This window comes from Paracoccus saliphilus, assembly GCF_028553805.1.
GTDB classification, from domain to species: Bacteria; Pseudomonadota; Alphaproteobacteria; order Rhodobacterales; family Rhodobacteraceae; genus Paracoccus; species Paracoccus saliphilus.
Genome location: NZ_CP067140.1, coordinates 2,776,396 through 2,796,666 on the forward strand (window position 1 = coordinate 2,776,396; position 20,271 = coordinate 2,796,666).

Here is a 20,271-nt window from a genome sequence, read left to right on the forward strand (position 1 = left end):
GTCTCCTTACGCTTCAGTGGCGTCAGCCGCCGGTTTGTCGGCAGCGGCGTCTTTCTTGGCCGGTTTCTTCGCCTTCGCAGGCTTGGCAGCGGCGATCTCGTCATCCTTGGTCCGCGCACCGACCGCAGGTTTAACTTTGGATTTGTCAGCGCCTTTTTCAAGGACGTCGGTCACACGCAGCAGGGTCAGTTGCTGACGATGCCCTCGGGTCCGCTGCGAGCTGTGCTTGCGGCGACGCTTGACATAAGTGACGACCTTGTCGGCCTTGATCTGATCAATCACCTCGGCCTGCACGCATGCGCCATCGACCAGCGGCGTGCCGAGGGTCGAGCCGACCATCAGGATCTCGTTGAACTGGACTTTCTCGCCAGCGGCGGCATTCAGCTTTTCAACGCGCAGCACGTCACCTGCCTGCACCTTGTATTGCTTGCCGCCCGATTTAAGAACCGCGAACATCGCTTTGTTTTCCTTCGTTTTCCGCGTCCTTCGGCCCCGGATATTCCGGTGTTTCGGGATCATCCCGCCTTCGGACAGCGCCCCGTTTGCAATCGGGGAGTCATATAAATAACGTACCGGCCAAAGGCATTTGCCCGGCCGGTCCGCGTGGATATGGCGGATTCGAGCGGGCAAGTCAAGTAAATCCCCAAGTTTTCGCTGACGTTCGAAGGCTCGCGGTTCTACTCCGCCGCCTTCTCTTCCAAACTCAGCCATTCCTCTTCGGCGGCAGCCAAGGCCGCCTGACGCTCAGTCAGCGCCGCGGTCGCTTTCTCGAACTTGGCGGGAGCGGTCCGGTAAAGATCGGGATCGGACAGGAATTCCGACAATTTGGCGATTTCGGCCTCCAGCCGCTCGATGATCGCGGGCAAGGCTTCCAGCCGGTGCTTCTCGGTAAAGCTCAGCCCGTCCTTGCCCGGCTTCTGCTTACCGGCAGATTTCGAGGCCGATGCCGCAGCCGGTGCGATTTTCCCGGACTGCACGGGCTGAACAGCGGAATCCTCACCCCGCTGCGCCCGGTAATCCGTCCAGCCCCCGGCATAGACCACGGCGCGGCCATCGCCCTCCATCGCAATCGTCGTATCGGCGACGCGGTCGATGAAATCCCGGTCATGGCTGACCAACAGCACGGTGCCGTCATAGTCGCCCAGAATATCCTGCAACAGGTCCAGCGTCTCGACATCCAGATCGTTGGTCGGCTCGTCCATGACCAGCAAATTCGAGGGCTTCGCCATCAGCCGCGCCAGAAGCAACCTGGCCTTCTCGCCCCCTGACAGGCTACGCACGGGCGCACGGGCCTGTGCCTCGTCGAAGAGGAAATCCTTGAGGTAGCCCACGACATGCTTGGGTTGACCGCGTACCATCACCTGATCGGCCCGACCGGATACCCGCATATCGGGATCGCCGGTCAGCGAATCCCACAAGCTCTGATCGGGGTTCAGCGCGGCGCGGGCCTGGTCGAATACGGCGATCTCCAGATTGGTGCCAAGCTTGAGCTCGCCCTCGTCCGGCGCGATCTCGCCGGTCAACATCTTGATCAGGGTGGTCTTGCCGACCCCGTTCGGGCCGACGAATGCCACCCGGTCGCCCCGCTGTACGCGCAGGTCGAAGGGTTTCAGGATCACCCGCTCACCGAATGTCTTGGAAATGCCCTGAGCCTCGATCACCCGCTTTCCCGATTGCGACCCCGCATCCAGCGCCATCGCGGCCGTCCCCTGCCGGCGGATCTGCGAGGCCCGCTCGGCCCGCATCGCCTGCAAGTTTCGCAGCCGTCCTTGGTTGCGCTTGCGCCTTGCGCTGATGCCCTCGACCGCCCAACGGGCCTCGGCCTTGATCTTGCGGTCGAGCTTGTGGCGCGCATCGTCCTCGGCGGCCCAGACCTCTTCGCGCCAGTCCTCGAAACCCTCGAAGCCCCTCTCTCGTCGCCGCACCTCGCCGCGGTCGATCCACAGGGTCGCGCGGGTCAGGCGGCGCAGGAAGGCGCGGTCATGGCTGATGATGACATAGGCGGCGCGGGTCTGGTTGAGGTGATCCTCAAGCCAGCCGATCGCCTCGACATCAAGATGGTTGGTCGGCTCGTCCAGCAGCATCAGCTCGGGTGCCTGCGCCAGTAGACGCGCCAGCGCCGCGCGCCGCCGCTCGCCCCCTGACGCGGTGGACACCGGGCGGTCGGGATCGAATTTCAGCCCCTCGGCAGCCATCTCGACCCGGTAGCCCTCGCCCTCGGGCAATCCGGCGCGGGCGAAATCGCCAAGCGTCTCGAATCCCGACAGATCGGGATCCTGTTCCATGTAACCGACATGGCTGCCCGCGTTCAGCACAACCTCGCCCCGGTCTGCCTCGACCAGCCCGGCCATGACCTTCATCAGCGTCGATTTGCCCGAGCCATTGCGCCCGACCAGCGCCACCCGGTCGCCCTGCTGGACGGTCAGGGACAGGTCTTCGAATACGGGATCGCCGCCGAAGGTCAGCGAGATGTCGGTCAGTTGTAACAAGGGTGCGCGTGCCATGGCCGCGCCCTATAGCGGGCCGGGGTCGCGGTCAATGCGGCGTGGAGCTGGTACGGCATCGGCAGGCGGAAATTTTGGGCAATCATTCCTCTGCTGCCACCGCAGTCGCGCGGCCCCTGTCATTGATCTCATGGTCACTCTTGCACTAGCTGCAGGCCGCAAGGCACCCGCCCCCGTCAGCTCATGGGCTGAGATCGGGCCCGGACAGATGCCGGAACCATTCGAAGGAAACGCATATGCCATATTATCTCGACCGCAAGGCGCTTTCTCCGTTGCCGTCCCGGCTTATCTCTCGCGACCGGGTAGAACGCCTCGCCCGGATAAATACCTTGGGACTAAGCACGGGGCCGCAGGGTGTCGGGATCGGCATCCGCCATCAGCCGCAAGAGGATTTCAGGGGCTTCCATGTCCCGAGATCCCTCGATTTTTTTCATCTGGGCAAGAACGACACGACCTATTGGCTCTGTCTTCTGGACGATGAAACCGACATGCGCGTCGCCTCTCGGGCCGCCCGGTCGCCCTGGCTCGATGGCAATATCCCGACTCTCGCGCAGATCGAAGCGCATTGGGCGTCGGTGGACGATCCCGCCCAACAGGAAGAGTTGGCGCGCATGTTCACCGAGATCGAGGGATTGGCGGAACGGCTCGGTTATTTTCCGGCCAGCAAGGAGGAAAAACTTGCAGAGATCGTCCCGGAAGATGTGAATCTCGCGGAGCTGGAGACCTTCGGCGGCATGCTTGGAGGTCATACGGCAGAAACGCAGCAATACATTCAGGATCATTTGCTTCCTGCTGCGACCTCACCGCGGGAATATCTTGAATCCCGGGACCTGCTGACGGACATGTCGCGCGCCGCATGCCGTAATTTCTCGTGGCGGCAGACATTGCTCTACGGGTATTTTCACGACAATTCCTATGTCCGCGTGCTTGACTGGAAATCCAGTGCCGAGGATGTCGCTTGGAACCTCAACCAGATCCTGAAGCGGGTCGCACCCGAATGCGGAGGAGAGGTCGATCTGGTAGATGACGACGAGAATGTCCTGACCGAATACTGGCTAAAGCGCGCCAGGCCGCAATTGCGCCGGTTGGGATTTCACATGGTTTTCCTGGCCGATATCGGAGACAGCTATATTCTGACATTGACAGGGAAAGCGAATATTTTCCGATTTCTGGAAGCTGGGCGAAATATCGGCTTGAAGGAGATACATTCCCCGTTGCGGTTCTCCGACCTGTTTTCGCATCTGTTCAAACGATGACGACGACCCCGGCAAGTTTCTTGGCCCACCCCGATTTTGCGCATTGTGCATAATCACACCGGGCTATTGACGCAGCGATAGCGACAATGTGAAAAGCATCTGGAAACCCGACTAAAGGAGTCAACGATGCGTTCTTTGTTTATCGCTTCCCTGATGGGCGCCACTGCCCTGCCTGCCTTGGCCGAGGAGGTGAATGTTTATTCCCACCGCCAGCCCGAATTGCTCAAGCCGCTGACCGATGCCTTTACCGAAGCGACCGGGATCACCGTCAACACGGCCTATGTCGACAAGGGCATGGTCGAGCGCCTGAAGGCAGAGGGCGACCGCTCCCCCGCCGATCTGATCATGACCGTGGACGTCGCGCGCTTGGGCGAGGTCAAGGATGCCGGCGTGACCCAGGCTGTCGAGGACGAGGCGCTGGAGGTTGTGCCCGAAACCCTGCGCGATGCCGATGGCCACTGGTTCGGCCTGACCACCCGCGCCCGCATCGTCTATGCCAGCAAGGAACGCGTCGCCGATGGCGAGGTGACCAGCTACGAGGATCTGGCCGATCCGAAATGGAAAGGCCGCATCTGCACCCGTCCCTTCACCCATGACTACAATGTCGCCCTGACCGCCGCCTACCTGGCCCATCACGGCGCCGAGGAAACCAAGGCGTGGCTGGAAGGCGTCAAGGCGAATCTGGCAAAGCCGGCCGAGGGCAGCGACCGGGCTCAGGTCAAGTCCATCTGGGCGGGTGAATGCGATATCAGCCTGGGCAACACCTATTACATGGGCAAGATGCTTGAGGACGAAGAGCAGAAGGAATGGGCCGAATCCGTCCGCATCGTCTTCCCGGTCTTCGAGGATGGCGGCACGCATGTGAACGTGTCGGGCGTGGCAATGACCGCATCCTCGCCGAACAAGGAAGCCGCGGCAAAGCTGATGGATTTCCTGGTCAGCGACGAGGCACAGAAGATCTATGCCGAGACGAATTACGAATTCCCCGTCTCGGACCATGTCGAACGCTCCGAGGTCGTGCAAAGCTGGGGCGAGTTCACGCCTGACAGCACCCCGCTGAGCGAGATCTCGAAGCTGCGTCCCGAAGCACTGACGCTGATCGAGGAAGTCAATTTCGACGGATAAGCCGCCTCAGGGGGTTCTGCTCCCATCCGGCTGACGCCGACTTCCCTCGGGATATTTGCCCAAGGGGCTATACAAGCTGAGTTTGCCATAAGAGCATCTCAAGGTGCTCTTATGGCTCAGAAAAACCGCTATCTGTGTCGGGGAGAATTTCGCAGCGGACATTCATGACCTCTTGCGGCTGTTCACGCTCGATATGACTGCCGATAGGGCCGCTGCGTTGGCCGGGCTGGCCTTTGACCCGGGCGGGGCCCACGAAGAAGACGCCGGTCTTCACCATCCTGGAACCCGGCGGACGCCTGCATTGCCAGATCGTGAAAAAACTGTTCGAAAGCAACACTTCAGGTAATCATCGCTGGCCGCGTTCATCCCGTGGCCGATATCACCACCGACGGGTTCCGCGGCTATGACGGCCTGGTCGCGGCAGGCTTCAAACGCCATCGCCGGATCAACGAATACTGGGGTGCGAGCGCTCCGTCCATGTCGAGAACGGCGTCCATATCGACGGGATCGAGAGCTTCTGGAGCTATGCCAAGCGACGCCACAAGAAGTTCAACAGCTTGCGACGAGACAGCTTTCCGGTCTTTCTCAAGGAGACCGAATTCAGGGTCAACACGCGGAATCGGAATCTCTACAAGATACCGCTCAAATCATGCAGAATAGAACCGCTCAAGCAGCGATCTTGTATAGACCCTTCAATGAAGAAGATGTGCCGAATGGCCCTGCCAGACAAATCCGGATCGGGCGGCGGGTCAATGCGCTTTCTGCATGGCAGCATTGCACCCAAAAGTGACGCCGCGTCGCAGCACTGGAATGCGCGTGGCATCGCCCTTATCTGATCGAATGCGGAGGAGCCAACTCCAATATGGCAGATCAGACATGAGCCAAGATTCGAAACCGCAAAGCATTTCCGAGCGCCTGCGCAACAGCGAGGCCGATGTAGCACTGGAACAGATGTACGGCTATTTCAGCCACGAAGATCAGACACGCCGGATCGTCAGCGAGTTCGACGCTTACAGGGCTGCTGGCAGGGCCGCCTGAAGCTTGCCGGCCGGCTCATGCAGCTGGCCGGCACCCTTCCCCGGTATCATTTTCCAACTTACCGCATGGTACCGGGCAGTATCGCGTGAATTGTGCTGCGCGATCCGGATGATTGCCAGCTTCTTCCCTTGCCCTCAGCCATGGGTTGTGAAACGCTTTTTCCGGCAATGATGAGGGTAGCATGAGCGACGGGCGCAACGGATCGGTCAAGCAGATCATCTGCATCAAATGGGGCACCAAGTTCGGTCCGGAATATGTGAATCGCCTGCATGGCATGATCGCACGGAATATCACCCCGCCCTTCCGCCTCTATTGCTTTACAGATGACGGTACCGGGCTGCATCCCGACATCGCCATACGTCCCCTGCCCGAATTCGACTACAAGGCACCTGAACGTACACGCGGGAAATGGCCGAAATCCCGGCTCTGGGGTGATCTTGGCGACGTGACAGGCGTGGTTCTGTTTCTCGATCTCGACGTGATCGTCACCGGCAATATCGACGACTTCTTCGAATATGGCGACCCGGAGGACACGATCCTGGGGCGCAATCTCAATACCCCCTTCGAACGGATGGGCCAGACCTCGGTCTACCGGATGTGGGTCGGCAAGCTCGCCCCCTTGCAGGACATCTTTCGCGCCGATCCGCAGGGTGTGGCCGATACCTATCGCTACGAACAGCGCTTCGTGACGCGCAATGCGCCGGGCGGAGTCAAGTTCTGGCCGCTTCGCTGGATGGCGCATTTCCGGCTGCAATGCGTGCCGATCTTTCCGCTCAACTACCTGAAGGAGCCGCGCATTCCTCGGGGCGCGAGGATCGTCATCTTCCCCGGCAACCTGAACCCGCCGGACGCCATCCTCGGACGGTGGGACGAACACGCCACGCCTCGCCCCCCGCTGGATCACCTGCGGGCCGCGTTCGGCAAGGATCGCCGCGAGGGCCTGATGAAACATCTGCGCCACTATCTCCGTCCCACCGGTTGGGTCGAAACAATGTGGCGCGAATAGCCACTTTCCAAAACCATCGAACCCTGGACACAAGACGACCAAGATGAGCCTGCCCCGCGCCCCAGACCGCCTCTCGGATGACATGGCCACCGCGATCGGCCACGCCGTCTCCGGCTTCGGCTTCCTCGAAGAAGCTCTCAAGCGCGCCATATTCTCGCTGACCCGTCAGGGACTGGGCGAGGATGTCGGCGAAAAGGAGCTGGAAAATTGGTTGCGGCGGATGGAAGAAATCGCCGACGACACACTTGGCACATTGATCGACAGTTTTGTCGCCTCGGCCAAGCGTGCAAGGGTCGATGACCGCCATATCCTAGCCGACGAACTGACCGCGATACGACTGAAGCGCAACCTTCTGTGCCATGCCTCCTGGCGTCCGGGCAGCGAGCCGGGATATTGGCACCCAACCTTCATCAATACCCGCGGCGAACGTTATCCCGACGAGATGAATGCCGAGGATATCGAGAAGATCCACGCCGACACGTTGAGAATTGCGCGGCGGGTGGTCTCGATCATGCGCGCCACGGGGATCGAGGGTGAGTTGGCGGGCGATGGTGACGAAGAGTAGGTGGCGCGCATGGCCGCCGTCCCCCCGGAACCCGGCTTGAGATTGAGATTGAGATTGAGATTGAGATTGAGATTGAGATTGAGATTGAGAAGGTTGTCGCGGGATTCGCGGCTGAATAGCGGCTTATTCGTCACGCAGGCCTCTTCGGAACCAGGCCGGACGGGTTGCAAAGCGCGTTACCGCGTTGCAACGCCGGCCCGGGCGCGCTAACAACCCGCGCAATCCAAACCGAGAGGCTTTCATGTCGTCCTCCCTTCGCCTCGGCATCGCCGGGCTTGGCACCGTCGGGATCGGTGTCGTCAAGATCGTTCAGAAGCACGCCGACCTGCTGGCGAAGCGGTCGGGACGCGGGATTACCATTACCGCCATCAGCGCCCGCGACCGGATGAAGAACCGTGACGCGGATATCTCGGCCTACCGTTGGGAAAGCGATCCCATGGCCGTGGCGCAGGCCGAGGACGTGGACCTCTATGTCGAGTTGATCGGAGGCGACAACGGCATCGCCAGGGACAGCATCGAGGCGGCCTTGCGTTCCGGCAAGGATGTCGTGACGGCGAACAAGGCGCTTCTGGCTATGCATGGGCAGGAGCTGGCCGAACTGGCCGAAAGCCTTGGCCGGGTGATCCGGTTCGAGGCGGCCGTCGCGGGCGGCATCCCGGTGATCAAGACCATGACCGAGTCGCTGGCCGGAAACGGCATCACCCGCGTCATGGGGGTGATGAACGGCACCTGCAACTATATCCTGACGCGGATGGAGAATGCCGGACTGCCCTATGAGGCCGTGTTCGAAGAGGCGCGGCAGCTCGGTTACCTGGAGGCCGACCCGAACCTGGATGTCGGTGGCATCGATGCGGGCCACAAGCTGGCGATCCTTTCCTCGATCGCCTTTGGCACAAGGGTGAATTTCGATGCCGTCGAGATCGAGGGAATCGAGCGTGTCAGCATCGACGATATCAGCCGCGCAGCGGATATGGGCTACCGGATCAAACTTCTGGGCGTTGCGCAGATGACCCCCCGCGGGCTGGAGCAGCGCATGTCACCATGTCTCGTTCCCGCCGACAGTCCCATCGGGCAACTGGCGGGAGGCACCAATATGGTGGTGGTCGAGGGCGACAGCGTCGGACAGATCGTGCTGCGCGGCGCGGGCGCCGGTGAAGGCCCGACCGCGAGCGCCGTAATGTCGGATGTCGTCGAGGTCGCGCGGGGTGTGCGTCTGCCGGTCTTCGGTCAGCCCGCCGCCGAACTCGATCCCGCAAAGCCCGCCCGCACTGCGGTGCCCGCAGCCTATTACATGCGGCTTGAACTGCAGGACAAGCCCGGAGCATTGGCCAAGATCGCGTCGGTATTGGGCGATGCCGGGATATCGATCGACCGGATGCGGCAATACGGCCATGCCAGCGACAGCAGCGTTCCGGTTCTGGTGGTGACGCACAAGACAACCCCGGAGGCGATCGATTTCGCGATCGAAGCCTTGCCGCGAACCGGTGTGCTGGTCAGCGATCCGGTGGAACTGCGGATCGAAGAGGTCTGACGAATCAGGGAGCGCTCGCGCCCCCTCTTGGCCTGCGGCCAATTCACCCCCTGAGGATATTTAGGTGAAGAAGAAGACGCGGGCGTGTCAACTGCCCGCGATGATGCGCACATAATTGCGGGTCTCGCGATAGGGCGGGATGCCGCCATATTTGGAGACAGCGGCGGGCCCGGCATTATAGGCCGCCAGCGCCAGCCGCCAATTGCCGAACTGGTTATACATCATGCGCAGGTAGCGTGCGCCGCCATTCAGATTCTGCACCGGATCATGCGGGTTGACGCCCAGCCTGGACGCCGTGCCCGGCATGAGTTGGGCCAATCCGGTCGCGCCCTTGTGCGAACGCGCAGCCGGGTTCCAGCCGGATTCCTGCTGAACGAGACGCAGGAAGAGATCTTCGGGGATGCCATAGCGGCGCGCCGCCGCACGGGCATGAGGTGTGTATTCGCTGCGCTTTCCGCTATAGGCGGGAATATTCGGGGACAGGTCCAGCTCAACCACGCTGCGATTGCCCGCGCCGGGCTGCAGCCTTGCCGATTGCTGATATTGCGATGCAAGTCGCGAATCCATCAGCCTGGTCTGGCGCGCGAATTGATCGGCCCTGGACTTGGATGAACTTCCCGACAGTCGCAGCCCCTCTGCCGCAGCGGGCAATGCAATTCCCGCAAGCAACACCGTGCCGATCACGGCTCTCATCACCGGTGTGATCCTCATGAACTCCGCCCTCGTTAGCCTGGCATTATTTTTTGGGCACTATACATGAATTTCCCGCCTTCGCCAGCAAGGCTTTTTCAAGCATGAGCCGTCGGAACGGGAAAGCGAAAAATAGCCGACAGGCCGGTAATCCGCATCCAGGCCCGAACGACTTGCAGTATTTGCCGTGACTGGGATAGACCGGCGGCAGCATATCGAAAACCGGAGAGCCCACCATGGCAGGCAGCGTCAACAAGGTCATCATTCTTGGCAATCTGGGCCAGGACCCCGAGGTGCGGACATTCCAGAATGGCGGCAAGGTGGTCAATCTGCGGATCGCAACATCAGAACGATGGAAAGACCGCAACACGGGCGAAGCGCAGGAGCGCACCCAATGGCATTCCGTCGCGATCTTCTCGGAACCTCTAGCCCGCGTTGCCGAGCAATATCTGCGCAAGGGCTCCAAGGTCTATATCGAAGGCCAGTTGGAGACCCGCAAATGGCAGGATCAGAACGGACAGGACCGCTATTCCACCGAGGTCGTCCTGCGGCCCTATCGTAGCGAGTTGCACATGCTGGACGGGCGCGGCGAAGGCGGCGGCAGCCGCGATTCGGGCAGCTTTGGCGGTGGCGGAGGCGGATATGGCAGCCCGTCGAGCGGAGGCGGCGCCCCGTCAGGCGGTGGCGGGCGCAGCGATTACGACGACGAGATCCCGTTCTGAGATACCGGCTTACGGCATTCACGGCGAATCACCACATCGGGCGGTCCAAGGGGCCGCCCATTCGTTTTCGCCCAAACCGGGTTATAATTGCGCCAATCGGGACCGATTCTGACGCAAATTGCGCACCGCCCCATGCGATCTTTGCAGATGATCCTATGCTTGCAATGCAGGCGGAATGCCGTTTTCTGACCTTGTTTCAAGGCGGTCCGGACCGGAACGCCTGCGACGAGGAGAGCAGAACATGGAACTGAGACTCACCGATCTCGACAGGCCCGAAGGCTTCGAGCGCCTGGTGCTGGCCGAGGATGCCTCGGCCGGGCTGCGCGCATTGATCTGCGTGCATTCGACCGTGCTGGGCCCCGCGGCGGGCGGCTGCCGGATGTGGAACTATGCCAATGATGCCGAGGCGATTGCCGATGTCATGCGGCTGGCGCGCGGCATGACCTACAAGAACGCGATGGCCGGGTTGGGGCTGGGGGGCGGCAAATCGGTCATCATCGGTGATGCGCGCCGCGACAAGACACCGGCGATGATGCGTGCATTCGGCCGGGCGGTGGATGCGTTGAAGGGCATATATTACACCGCCGAGGATGTCGGCATCTCGCCCCAGGACATGGTATATGCAGCGGCAGAAACCCGTTATGCCGTCGGCCTGTCGGATGCATCGGGCGATCCCTCTCCCTGGACCGCCGAAGGTGTGTTCCGCTGCCTTGGAATCGGCGCGGCACATGTGTTCGGAAGCGCTGATCTGACCGGGCGGCGGGTGCTGGTACAGGGGCTCGGCCATGTCGGACTTTCGCTTGCCGAAAAACTGCATGTCGCCGGGGCGGATCTGATCGTCACTGACATCCATACCGCTGCGCTGGAGGACACCAAGACCCGCCTTGAGGCAACGGTCTGCGCCCCCGATGAGGTTTTCGATCAGCAGATGGATATCTTCGCGCCCTGCGCACTCGGCGGCGTGCTGAACGGAGACAGCAGCCCGAAATTGGGCGCCCGCCTTGTCTGCGGTGCTGCCAACAACCAACTGGCCACTCCCGGCATCGCAGAAAAGCTGCGGGCGCGCGGGATCACATATCTGCCCGATTACGTGGTCAATGCCGGCGGTATCATCAGTGTCGCCAGCGAGATCCATGGCACGGGTGACGCGTGGCGGCGCGAGCGGCTGGACGGCATCGCCGGGCGTGTGGCCGAAATGCTGACGCGCGCCACCGCCGGGAATTGCAGCACCGAACAGATCGCGGATCAGATGGTCGAGCAAATGCTGCGCGAGGCAAGCGCCGCCTGAGCGGGGTGCCGAAAGGGCGGCGGCGATCAACCCCGCTTCGCCCTTCGGTCCGGGATCAAGTCAGCCGCGCATCTTCCAAAACGGTTGCCAGGACATCGCCCGGCACATCGTCGCTGACGAAGGCCTCTCCGATGCCGCGGGCCAGAACGAAACGCAGCTTTCCATCGACGACTTTCTTGTCCTGCCCCATTAGCGCGATCAACGCCTGATCATCGGGCAATTCACCTGGAATATCCGTCAATTTCGCGGGCATGCCCATCTGTCGCAGATGCGCCACCACCCGCGACGGAGCCTCCTGGCTGCACAGCCCCATCCGCGCCGACAGGTCGAAAGCCAGCGCACAGCCGATGGCAACCCCCTCGCCATGCAGGAGCCGGTCGGAATAGCCGGTCGCCGCCTCCAGCGCATGGCCGAAGGTATGACCAAGATTGAGCAGCGCCCGTTCGCCCTGCTCGGTCTCGTCACGGGTCACGATCCCGGCTTTCATCCGTACCGAATGCGCCACCGCCTGCTGGCGCAGCGCCATATCGTCGCGCAGACGTGGCGCGTTCCGTTCCAGCCAGTCGAAGAAACCGGCATCGCCCAGCAAGCCGTATTTCACGACCTCGCCATATCCGGCCAGGAAATCGCGCGAGGTCAATGTATCCAGCACCTCGACATCAGCCAGCACCAGCGCGGGCTGGTGAAAGGCGCCGATCAGGTTCTTGCCGAACGAGCTGTTGATCCCGGTCTTGCCGCCGACGCTGCTATCGACCTGCGCCAGAAGCGTCGTCGGGATCTGCACGAAGCGCACGCCACGCCGCAGGATCGCCGCCGCGAAACCGACCAGATCCCCGATCACCCCGCCGCCAAGCGCTACGACGATATCGCGCCGCTCGATCTTCTGTTCCAGCAGCCATTCGACACAGCGGGTCAGATGCGGCCAGCTCTTGGTCGCCTCTCCTGCCGGCAGGACCAGCGCTTCCGATGCGATCCCCTCGACGCTCAACGCATCGCGCAGCCGTTCCAGATGCAGTGCCGAGACGGTCTCGTCCGTGACGATGCAGACACGCGAGCGGTGCAGGAGGGGCGCGATCTCGGCTCCGGCCCCCGCGATCAGACCGGGCCCGATCCGGACGTCATAGGCGCGCTCGCCCAAGGGGACATGAACATGGGTGGTTTCGGTCATTTCGCCTCCGGGAATTCGGGAACAATGCCGCGGAGTTGATCGATCAACCGCGTCGCCGCAGCCTCGATACTGTCATCCGCTCGGGCTTCGAAAGTCACGTCCGCACCGGCATAGACCGGCGCGCGCTGCTCCAGCAGTCTAGCCAGCGTTCCCTTGGGATCGGCTGTTTTCAACAACGGGCGCGTGCTGCGCTGGCGAACGCGGTGCCATAGGGTTTCCAGATCGCAATTCAGCCAGACCGATAGCCCATGCGCCCGGATCAATTCGCGGTTCCCGGCCTGCATCCAGGCCCCGCCCCCGGTCGAAACCACCCCCGGCGGCCCCTTGAGGATACGTGAAAGCACCTGGGTTTCACGGTCCCGGAAGAAGGCCTCTCCATCGCGGGCGAAGATTTCACTGATACTCATGGCGGCGGCGGATTCGATCTCGGCATCCGAATCGGTAAAGGGCACATGCAGCCGTCGGGCCAGTTCGGACCCGATCGCGGTCTTGCCCGCCCCCATCATGCCGATCATGACAATATGCCGCTTCATCTTCCTTCGCCTCTTTTTCCGGCGGATGGTTGTCGCCGGGGGAACTGAATGACGTGATCTTTTCCGAATTGCCATATATATTTGGGCGGAACCGGCAAAAGACCGTAGAACGGATACAAACTAGGCAGAGCAAAGGCAGAAATAAATGCGGTTACTCAAACTTCTGGTGGTGCTGATCCTCGCCGCGCTGATCGCGCTGGTGGGTTATGCCTATCTTGGCGACATGCAGGCGCCTCAGCAAGAGATACGCACTCCGGTCGGCACAGGGGACGGGAGTGACTGATTCCCTTCATCTGACCGGAGCGAGCCTGATGGCACTCTTTCTGGCGAAGCTGTTTTTCGCCGGAGCGGTGCATGCCGAAACCCCGTTATCGGCCAGCGATTGGTTATCCGGCAGCGTCAAGGGCCCGCCCCGCGAAAGCTCTGCCTGGCGGCCCGGTGAAATACCGCCTCCACAGATCAGGGGGCATGGAAACCCGCAGCCCGTGGCAGAGAGCGGAGCGGTGGGCGAGATCGAGGTCACGCGCCTGGACGGCACCAATCCCGACATGGCCGGGACGATCACCGCACGAAATGCCGGATTGCCCAAAGATCTGTGGCAGGGCAGCGAGGTCGCGACAATCTCCGAACAGATCGCGCAAAGCCCTGCCCGCCTGCCATCGATGAACGCGCTGTTGCGGCGAATCCTGAAGGCCCAGCTTTTGCCTCCCGCGGATTCGCGGATGCATCAGGGACAGTTGTTTCTGGCCCGAACCGACCGTCTGCTGGATATGGGCGCGTTGGACCAGGCGCAGGCACTGCTCTTCGCGGCCGGTCACGGCGATCCCGAACAGTTCCGGCGTCTCTTCGACATAGCCCTGCTAGAGGGCGACGAATCGCGGGCCTGCGAAACCATGAACACCACGCCGGGCATCGCACCCAGCTTTTCCGCCCGCATTTTCTGTTTGGCCCATTCGGGTGACTGGGCCGCTGCCGCCATCGGGCTGAACGGTGCGGATGATCTTGGCCTGATCGAGGCCGGGCAAGCGCAGCTTTTGACGCATTTCCTGCATGATTCCTACGTGGACAGCGATGAAGAGCTGATCCCTTCGGATCGCGTCACCCCGTTGGAATTCCGCATTCACGAGGCCATCGGTCAGCCATTGCCGACACACCCTCTGCCGCTGGCCTTCGCGCAATCCGATCTGCGCGCCAATAGCGGCTGGAAGGCCCGGCTGGAAGCGGCGGAAAGGCTGGCCCGCGCGGGTGCGCTCCCGCCGGCACGGCTGCGCGAGATTTACTCCGAACAGGAGCCAGCCGCCTCGGGTGGCGTGTGGGAGCGGGCTGCAAGGATGCAGGCGCTCGAAGCTGCGATTTCTGCAGGAGATGTCTCGACCGCCCTGCCCCGCGCCTTTGACGAGTTCCGCTCTGCCGACATGGCGGATGTCCTGGCGGCGATGGTGGCGGCGGACCTGCCCTCCAACAGCGGAGGGGAGGCTGGGGAGATCACCGGCTGGCTGCAGCAATGGCAGGGTTTGCCAGGTAGTGATCCGATGGAGATCCTCCGGGAATTGCGGACCGATCTTCCCCAACCACCGGCGGACCGAAGGGGAGAGGCGCTGCTGACGGCGATGACCGATATAGACGCGGGCATGGATGGCGATCTGCCGCGCGCCGGGCGGGGTATCGCGATGCTGCGTGCGCTTGGCTTGGATGCCGATGCCGATCTGGCGGCCACGCAGCTCACGCTTTTACCGCATATGAGAAAGGCTCCGGGATGAGCATTCCCGATCATCGCGCGATCTCGGGCTTCCTGGATGCGCAGGCTGCCGAGGCCGGGGCTGCCCGGAACACGCTGCTGGCCTATGGCCGGGACCTGCGCGACCTGTCGGATTGGCTTGCGGGACGGCGCCTGACATTGTTCGATCTGACACGGGAACGGGTCGAGGATTACCTGGCACATTGCGATGCCGAGGGCCTGTCCCGTGCCACACGGGCAAGACGGCTGTCCTCGATTCGGCAATTCACCCGCTTCGCGCTGGAAGAAGGCTGGCGCGAGGATGATCCCGCCATCCGCATCACCGGCCCCGGCCGTGCCCAACGCCTGCCCAAGACATTAAGCCGGGACGAGGTCGAGGCGATCCTTGCCGCCGCTCCTGCATTGGGCCGCGGCACCGCCGAGCGGGCCAGGAACCTGTGCCTGATCGAATTGCTCTACGCCACCGGCATGCGGGTCAGCGAGCTGGTGGCCCTGCCTGTCGCCGCCTGCCGGGGCGATCCCGCCGTGTTACTGATCCGGGGTAAGGGCGGCAAGGAACGCATGGTTCCGCTGACCTCTCCGGCCCGCGACGCACTGTCCGGATGGCTCGAGTTCCGCGACAATGCACCCAAGGACAGCCCGCTGGCCCGGCTGGTCGCGGGCAAGGGTGCGCGCTGGCTGTTTCCCGCGCCAGGAGCCGCGGGCCACCTGCCCCGGCAAAGCTTCGGACGGCTGCTCAAGGATATGGCCGCAAGCGCGGGGCTTGACCCGTCACGTGTTACGCCCCATGTCATCCGCCATGCATTTGCGACCCATCTTCTTGAGGGCGGCGCCGATCTGCGCAGCATCCAGACGCTTCTGGGCCACGCCGATCTCGGCACGACCGAAATCTATACCCATGTTCTAGATCAGCGCATGCGCGACCTTGTCTTGAACCACCATCCCCTGGCGCAATCCGTATCTCGGGATGCGCCAACTTCCGAAAACAACTGACGGATCCCATGGACGACCCTTCGAGTATCTTCGACGCCGCCTTCTGGCTTACCATTGCGGCAATTATTGTTCTCCTCATGCTGTCCGGCTGTTTCTCGGGCTCCGAGACCGCGCTGACCGCCGCCAGCCGCGCCAAGCTGCGCGCACGCGCGGACAAGGGGGATGCAGGGGCCAATGCCGCCCTGGAGGTCACCGAGGATAGCGAACGGCTGATCGGCGCCATCCTGCTGGGCAACAATGTCGTCAACATCCTGTCAGCCAGTCTCGCCACCGCCCTGTTCACCCGTCTTCTCGGGTCGAGCGGGGTGGCGATGGCCACGTTGGTCATGACGGTTCTGGTGCTGATCTTTGCCGAGGTGATGCCAAAGACCTACGCGATTTCCGCGCCCGAGAATGTCGCCAGCCTCGTTGCCCGCCCGATCCGGTGGGTTACCCTGCTCCTGTCACCGATCGTCGCCGTGGTGCGCGTAATCGTGCGCGGCATCCTGAGCCTGTTCGGCCTCCAGACCGATCCCGAGTCGCATATGTTCTCGGTCCATGACGAGATCGCCGGCGCACTCTCCATCGGCCATGCCTCTGGCGTGGTGCAGAAAGAGGATCGTGACCGCCTGCTGGGCGCTCTGGACCTCGGCAATCGCACTGTCGAAGAGATCATGCGCCATCGCTCCGGCATCCAGATGATCGATTGCGACATGTCGCCTTCGAATATCCTGGACGCGGTTCTGGCCAGCCCGCATACCCGCCTGCCCGTCTACAAGGGCGAACGCGAGAATGTCGTGGGCGTCGTCCATGCCAAGGATCTGCTGCGGGCGGTCAACAAAGCTGTGCGCGATAGCGGCGATCCCGAGGCCTTGCAGAAATTCGACGTGATGGCCGTCGCGATGAAACCCTATTTCGTTCCCGACACGACCGCCCTGGACGAGCAGATGCGCGAGTTCCTGAAGCGCCGCGCGCATTTTGCGCTGGTCGTGGACGAATATGGTTCTCTGCGCGGGCTGATCACGCTGGAGGACATCCTCGAAGAAATCGTCGGCGAGATCGCGGATGAGCATGATACCGAGGCCGACCAGACCCTGACCCCGAATCCGCAGGGTGACTATACGGTCGATGGCGGCATGACGATCCGCGACCTGAACCGCCAACTCGACTGGAATCTACCGGATGACGAGGCGAACACCGTCGCGGGGCTGGTCATCCACATGGCCCAATCGATCCCGGAAACCGGTCAGGTATTTGCTTTCCACGGCTACCGCTTTGAAGTGGTCAGCCGTCGTGAAAACCGGATCACCAAGCTGCGAATCCGCCCGCTCGACGAGAGGCGCAGCACGGACGATTGAGGCATTCTTGTGACGCGGATGGATTGATGGACCCGCGCTGTCGAACTGACGAAACGGCCATTCCAAAAGCGACCGGGCTCCTACGCGCCCATCCTGCGGGCGACGCTGCCCGCGATCAGGAACATGTTGGATGATCCTTTCGTCTCGAGACATGATTGAAGAGTAAGGCGTATGCTTATCGCATATTCTTCGCATAGCGCGCATGTTTGGCTCACAGGTGATCCCACGAAAATCGGGCAAAATCCGTTGAAACAGGCGCCTACTGTTTCATGCCGTCAAAGGCCCAAAAGCCCCTTGTTTTCCCCTCATTTGATCCATATACGGATCGGCGGAGACGTGGCCGAGCGGTCGAAGGCACACCCCTGCTAAGGGTGCAGGCGGGAAACCGCCTCGAGGGTTCGAATCCCTTCGTCTCCGCCATCAACCCACGCAAGTGACTGTTTTTGCTAGAAAATATCACCGGCACCCCGCGCAGTTCCCCCTGAAATTCCCCCTCGTAAATTCGGAATATGCGGGAACATTTCACCACGTCCCGCAATGAATCAGCCCCCGGCCATCACAGCCGGAGGCGATCAGGATCAGGCCTTAGTGAACGCGATCTGCTTCATCCACGGTCTGTTGGAGAAGTAGTAACTGCTTTCCTCGTCCCTCACCCCAACGAGAATTTCCCATCCGGATTTCTTGGGGTTGCACCAGACGCCGAGGAACTCGCCGCCGTCCGGTGCCTTCTCGCCCAGCAACCGCAGCATTTCATTGAAATGATAGTGCAGTTGATCCAGATCGGTGCCGCGTTCGGTGGCGATTGCGGCGGCAGGCCCGGCAAGCGAGAAGCCGAATGCCGGGAGTGACCGAAATAGCTGACGGCGGTTCATGCTGCACCCGTCGCCAGATCATAGGCGTCCTTCTTCATCACGCCGTCGATCGCGCTACCCAGCCCGATCACGGCATCCCTGAGCTGCGCGATTTCGCTGCCCGGCTCTGCACTTATCTGTGCCGCGTTCCAGGCGACCAACTGCAGTAGCGCATTTAGGTTGCCCAGTTCTGCCATCTTGCTATCGAGGGCATCGCGTTGGCGGCGGTATTCATCAGCGGTCAGCATGCTTCACCCCCTTCCTCACAGCGCAGCTTTAAATCTGCCTTGAGTGCATCGAGGCCCGATTGAGCCTTCCTGAGCAGGTCGCTTAGATGGTTGAGGCCGTAAGCGATGCCGCGATTTTCAGTCTCATTTTCCAACGCCGCCGACGACAGCAGATACTCCATACTGTCCATCTGATCGAGGATATCGCCCACATCGTTGATTTTGTGAATGAGTTGCTTGCTCATGCTGCCACCTCCATCAGGCGGTTGGTATGACGCAGAGCGCCACGCACATAACTGCGGGCTTCCCGTTCAGCCTGCGTATAGCCGACGCGGCTTTCCGTGGCGTCCAGGGCGAGGGTTAGTAGATCATGCAGTTCATGCAGTCTGGCGACAGGCAATGCACCTGTGATAAGGCTGTTGGTAGCCATTCGCGTTCTCCTTGTAGATCGCGTTTCGGTCAGGGCCGAGCGGGAAGTTGGCGCTTCCCCTCGGCCTGATTATGCGTTATAGATTCTCTAACAATGTTCGTCAATAAAAATGTTAGAGAATGTTAGATGGCAAAGACAGCTGCGCTTGGTTTCCGCATTCCCGAAGAGATGAAAGAGGCACTGGAGCGTGCAGCTGCGGCTGATGATCGCTCTGTATCTTCGCTGGTGACGATAGTCCTGCGCGATTGGTTGAAGGAGCATGGCTATCAAGATGGCACGTAACTCGAAAATTCAGCCCCTGTTCGTGCGGCTGGAGAATGCCGCCAAGATGCTCGATATGAAGCCTGCCGAGTTCCGGCAGCTTGTCGAGTGCGGCTCATTGCCGGGCCCTGTAAAGCATGACCGCTGGGATGTGGAGCAACTTGCGTCGATCATGCGCGGGGATGCCGTGAAGCCACATGAGAAATTCGAGATATGAAGAAAGCCCGCCGATTTGCCGGACCTAATGCCAAAATGCGGCGGCCCGAGATGATTCGCATATTCCTCGCAGAGCGTCAGGGCCGAGTGATCGTCAGGGAAGATTAATAGTCTAGCCTTGCTTTTGCTCCAAGGATAGGCAAGATTTTGCCTATAGCAAGATACAAGGATCTCCGATGAGCGACAACAGGACAATTCGCGGCTCAATAGATGTCGATCACGAGACGGTCGCAAGAACCGCTTATAAGATGGCTAACGATTTATGGTATCGTGAGCATTCAAGCGACCCGAAAGCCTCAGATGAAGCCTTTCTCAAGCTGGTCAGCAAATGCTCTAAAGCACTGAGAGGGCTTATAGTTTAAAGACACAAAAAACGGTGATACTTATGACTGACAAAGACACAAACGAACAAATTCTGGAACAGCTGAAAGAGATGAACAAGCGTCTCGCGCACATCCAAACCGCTACTGAGTATCTTGCCCGTATTGAGAAAGGCAAACAAGACGCCGTGCGGGATATGACGAGCGGATTGCCCGATCTTCTCTGAACAAGGCCGCGCCTAACTTCCCACCATCCTGTCGAAGCGCGCGGGGGTCAGGCGCATTCGATACCGGCGCTTTGGGCGCGGTGGCCTCAGAAGCCTGTCCAACCTCTCCGCAGTTAGTTTCCGGCGCAGCATTCCGTGCGCATGCTTATATTTCGCCACGCAGGACGCCGAACAGAAGCGGGCCGTGTAGGTCTTGGGGTGAAAGAGCGTCCCGCATTGCGCGCATGCTATCTCGCTGCGCACCT

The 20,271-nt window shown here is 61.3% G+C and carries 24 protein-coding genes and 1 tRNA gene; 16 read left to right on the forward strand and 9 right to left on the reverse strand.

Annotation, left to right across the window (positions count from 1 at the left end):
- Positions 1-6: 6 nt before the first annotated feature.
- Positions 7-711 (reverse strand): 50S ribosomal protein L21, encoded by a 705-nt coding sequence (gene rplU / locus JHX88_RS22340; protein WP_419182340.1) that lies wholly within the window; start codon positions 709-711, stop codon positions 7-9.
- Positions 678-2,504, reverse strand: coding sequence for an ABC-F family ATP-binding cassette domain-containing protein (locus JHX88_RS13355; protein WP_076523395.1), 1,827 nt, complete (start codon positions 2,502-2,504; stop codon positions 678-680). Before JHX88_RS13355 ends, rplU begins: the two co-directional genes overlap by 34 nt.
- Before the next feature lie 236 nt (positions 2,505-2,740).
- Here JHX88_RS13355 and JHX88_RS13360 point away from each other — a divergent pair, with 236 nt between their 5' ends.
- From JHX88_RS13360 to JHX88_RS13385, 6 genes are all read left to right on the forward strand, one after another.
- Positions 2,741-3,760, forward strand: a complete 1,020-nt coding sequence (locus tag JHX88_RS13360; RefSeq protein ID WP_076523397.1) for a DUF6630 family protein — start codon at positions 2,741-2,743, stop codon at positions 3,758-3,760.
- A gap of 126 nt (positions 3,761-3,886) precedes the next feature.
- Entirely contained in the window at positions 3,887-4,885 is a 999-nt protein-coding gene (locus tag JHX88_RS13365; RefSeq protein ID WP_076523399.1) for a Fe(3+) ABC transporter substrate-binding protein, read from the forward strand.
- Positions 4,886-5,761: 876 nt separating this feature from the next.
- Positions 5,762-5,923 carry a hypothetical protein gene (locus tag JHX88_RS13370; protein WP_176011393.1) on the forward strand — a complete coding sequence of 54 codons (162 nt, stop codon included), beginning with the start codon at positions 5,762-5,764 and terminating at the stop codon, positions 5,921-5,923.
- Positions 5,924-6,104: 181 nt separating this feature from the next.
- The gene (locus JHX88_RS13375) at positions 6,105-6,929 is read left to right on the forward strand and encodes a glycosyl transferase (RefSeq protein ID WP_076523402.1); all 825 of its coding nucleotides are present in this window, start codon (positions 6,105-6,107) and stop codon (positions 6,927-6,929) included.
- Between the two features lie 43 nt (positions 6,930-6,972).
- A complete protein-coding gene (locus JHX88_RS13380) occupies positions 6,973-7,494 on the forward strand; it encodes a YhcG family protein (protein ID WP_076523404.1) in 522 nt (173 codons plus the stop codon).
- 241 nt (positions 7,495-7,735) lie between these two features.
- Entirely contained in the window at positions 7,736-9,025 is a 1,290-nt protein-coding gene (locus JHX88_RS13385) for a homoserine dehydrogenase (protein WP_076523406.1), read from the forward strand.
- Positions 9,026-9,112: 87 nt separating this feature from the next.
- Here the strand turns inward: JHX88_RS13385 and JHX88_RS13390 are convergent, their stop codons facing one another.
- Positions 9,113-9,736, reverse strand: a complete 624-nt coding sequence (locus JHX88_RS13390; RefSeq protein WP_076523408.1) for a lytic transglycosylase domain-containing protein — start codon at positions 9,734-9,736, stop codon at positions 9,113-9,115.
- 215 nt (positions 9,737-9,951) lie between these two features.
- Here JHX88_RS13390 and ssb point away from each other — a divergent pair, with 215 nt between their 5' ends.
- Both ssb and JHX88_RS13400 read left to right on the forward strand, forming a co-directional pair.
- A complete protein-coding gene (gene ssb / locus JHX88_RS13395; protein ID WP_076523410.1) occupies positions 9,952-10,437 on the forward strand; it encodes a single-stranded DNA-binding protein in 486 nt (161 codons plus the stop codon).
- Positions 10,438-10,678: 241 nt separating this feature from the next.
- The gene (locus tag JHX88_RS13400) at positions 10,679-11,725 is read left to right on the forward strand and encodes a Leu/Phe/Val dehydrogenase (protein WP_076523412.1); all 1,047 of its coding nucleotides are present in this window, start codon (positions 10,679-10,681) and stop codon (positions 11,723-11,725) included.
- A gap of 55 nt (positions 11,726-11,780) precedes the next feature.
- Here the strand turns inward: JHX88_RS13400 and aroB are convergent, their stop codons facing one another.
- Together aroB and JHX88_RS13410 are read right to left on the reverse strand one after the other, a co-directional pair.
- Positions 11,781-12,893 carry a 3-dehydroquinate synthase gene (gene aroB / locus JHX88_RS13405; RefSeq protein ID WP_076523414.1) on the reverse strand — a complete coding sequence of 371 codons (1,113 nt, stop codon included), beginning with the start codon at positions 12,891-12,893 and terminating at the stop codon, positions 11,781-11,783.
- Positions 12,890-13,426 (reverse strand): shikimate kinase, encoded by a 537-nt coding sequence (locus JHX88_RS13410; protein ID WP_272848030.1) that lies wholly within the window; start codon positions 13,424-13,426, stop codon positions 12,890-12,892. The genes aroB and JHX88_RS13410 overlap by 4 nt, the downstream gene beginning before the upstream one ends.
- 145 nt (positions 13,427-13,571) lie before the next feature.
- Here JHX88_RS13410 and JHX88_RS13415 point away from each other — a divergent pair, with 145 nt between their 5' ends.
- The 5 genes from JHX88_RS13415 (at position 13,572) to JHX88_RS13435 (ending at position 17,914) form a co-directional block, all read left to right on the forward strand.
- Positions 13,572-13,709, forward strand: coding sequence for a hypothetical protein (locus JHX88_RS13415; RefSeq protein WP_176011394.1), 138 nt, complete (start codon positions 13,572-13,574; stop codon positions 13,707-13,709).
- Positions 13,702-15,186: a hypothetical protein gene (locus JHX88_RS13420; protein ID WP_141225748.1), complete on the forward strand. Its 1,485-nt coding sequence runs from the start codon at positions 13,702-13,704 to the stop codon at positions 15,184-15,186. The genes JHX88_RS13415 and JHX88_RS13420 overlap by 8 nt, the downstream gene beginning before the upstream one ends.
- A complete protein-coding gene (locus JHX88_RS13425; protein ID WP_076523417.1) occupies positions 15,183-16,157 on the forward strand; it encodes a site-specific tyrosine recombinase XerD in 975 nt (324 codons plus the stop codon). Before JHX88_RS13420 ends, JHX88_RS13425 begins: the two co-directional genes overlap by 4 nt.
- 8 nt (positions 16,158-16,165) lie before the next feature.
- Positions 16,166-17,494, forward strand: coding sequence for an HlyC/CorC family transporter (locus tag JHX88_RS13430; protein ID WP_076523419.1), 1,329 nt, complete (start codon positions 16,166-16,168; stop codon positions 17,492-17,494).
- 330 nt (positions 17,495-17,824) lie between these two features.
- Positions 17,825-17,914: transfer RNA gene (locus JHX88_RS13435), tRNA-Ser, on the forward strand.
- A 158-nt stretch (positions 17,915-18,072) separates the two neighbouring features.
- On the opposite strand, the gene JHX88_RS13440 is transcribed toward JHX88_RS13435, so the two are convergent.
- Genes JHX88_RS13440 through JHX88_RS13455 form a run of 4 tightly spaced genes read right to left on the reverse strand, consistent with a single transcriptional unit; the run spans position 18,073 to position 19,002 of the window.
- A complete protein-coding gene (locus JHX88_RS13440) occupies positions 18,073-18,366 on the reverse strand; it encodes a hypothetical protein (RefSeq protein ID WP_076523421.1) in 294 nt (97 codons plus the stop codon).
- The gene (locus JHX88_RS13445; RefSeq protein WP_076523423.1) at positions 18,363-18,593 is read right to left on the reverse strand and encodes a hypothetical protein; all 231 of its coding nucleotides are present in this window, start codon (positions 18,591-18,593) and stop codon (positions 18,363-18,365) included. The genes JHX88_RS13440 and JHX88_RS13445 overlap by 4 nt, the downstream gene beginning before the upstream one ends.
- The gene (locus JHX88_RS13450) at positions 18,587-18,817 is read right to left on the reverse strand and encodes a hypothetical protein (protein ID WP_076523424.1); all 231 of its coding nucleotides are present in this window, start codon (positions 18,815-18,817) and stop codon (positions 18,587-18,589) included. Before JHX88_RS13450 ends, JHX88_RS13445 begins: the two co-directional genes overlap by 7 nt.
- A complete protein-coding gene (locus tag JHX88_RS13455; protein ID WP_076523426.1) occupies positions 18,814-19,002 on the reverse strand; it encodes a hypothetical protein in 189 nt (62 codons plus the stop codon). Before JHX88_RS13455 ends, JHX88_RS13450 begins: the two co-directional genes overlap by 4 nt.
- A gap of 126 nt (positions 19,003-19,128) precedes the next feature.
- Between JHX88_RS13455 and JHX88_RS13460 the strand changes: the two genes are divergently transcribed.
- From JHX88_RS13460 to JHX88_RS13470, 3 genes are all read left to right on the forward strand, one after another.
- Positions 19,129-19,284, forward strand: a complete 156-nt coding sequence (locus JHX88_RS13460) for a type II toxin-antitoxin system antitoxin (protein ID WP_084202850.1) — start codon at positions 19,129-19,131, stop codon at positions 19,282-19,284.
- On the forward strand, positions 19,262-19,480 hold the full coding sequence (locus JHX88_RS13465) for a hypothetical protein (protein WP_272848031.1): 219 nt from the start codon (positions 19,262-19,264) through the stop codon (positions 19,478-19,480). Before JHX88_RS13460 ends, JHX88_RS13465 begins: the two co-directional genes overlap by 23 nt.
- A 384-nt stretch (positions 19,481-19,864) precedes the next feature.
- The gene (locus JHX88_RS13470) at positions 19,865-20,026 is read left to right on the forward strand and encodes a hypothetical protein (RefSeq protein WP_176011395.1); all 162 of its coding nucleotides are present in this window, start codon (positions 19,865-19,867) and stop codon (positions 20,024-20,026) included.
- Positions 20,027-20,271: the final 245 nt, after the last annotated feature.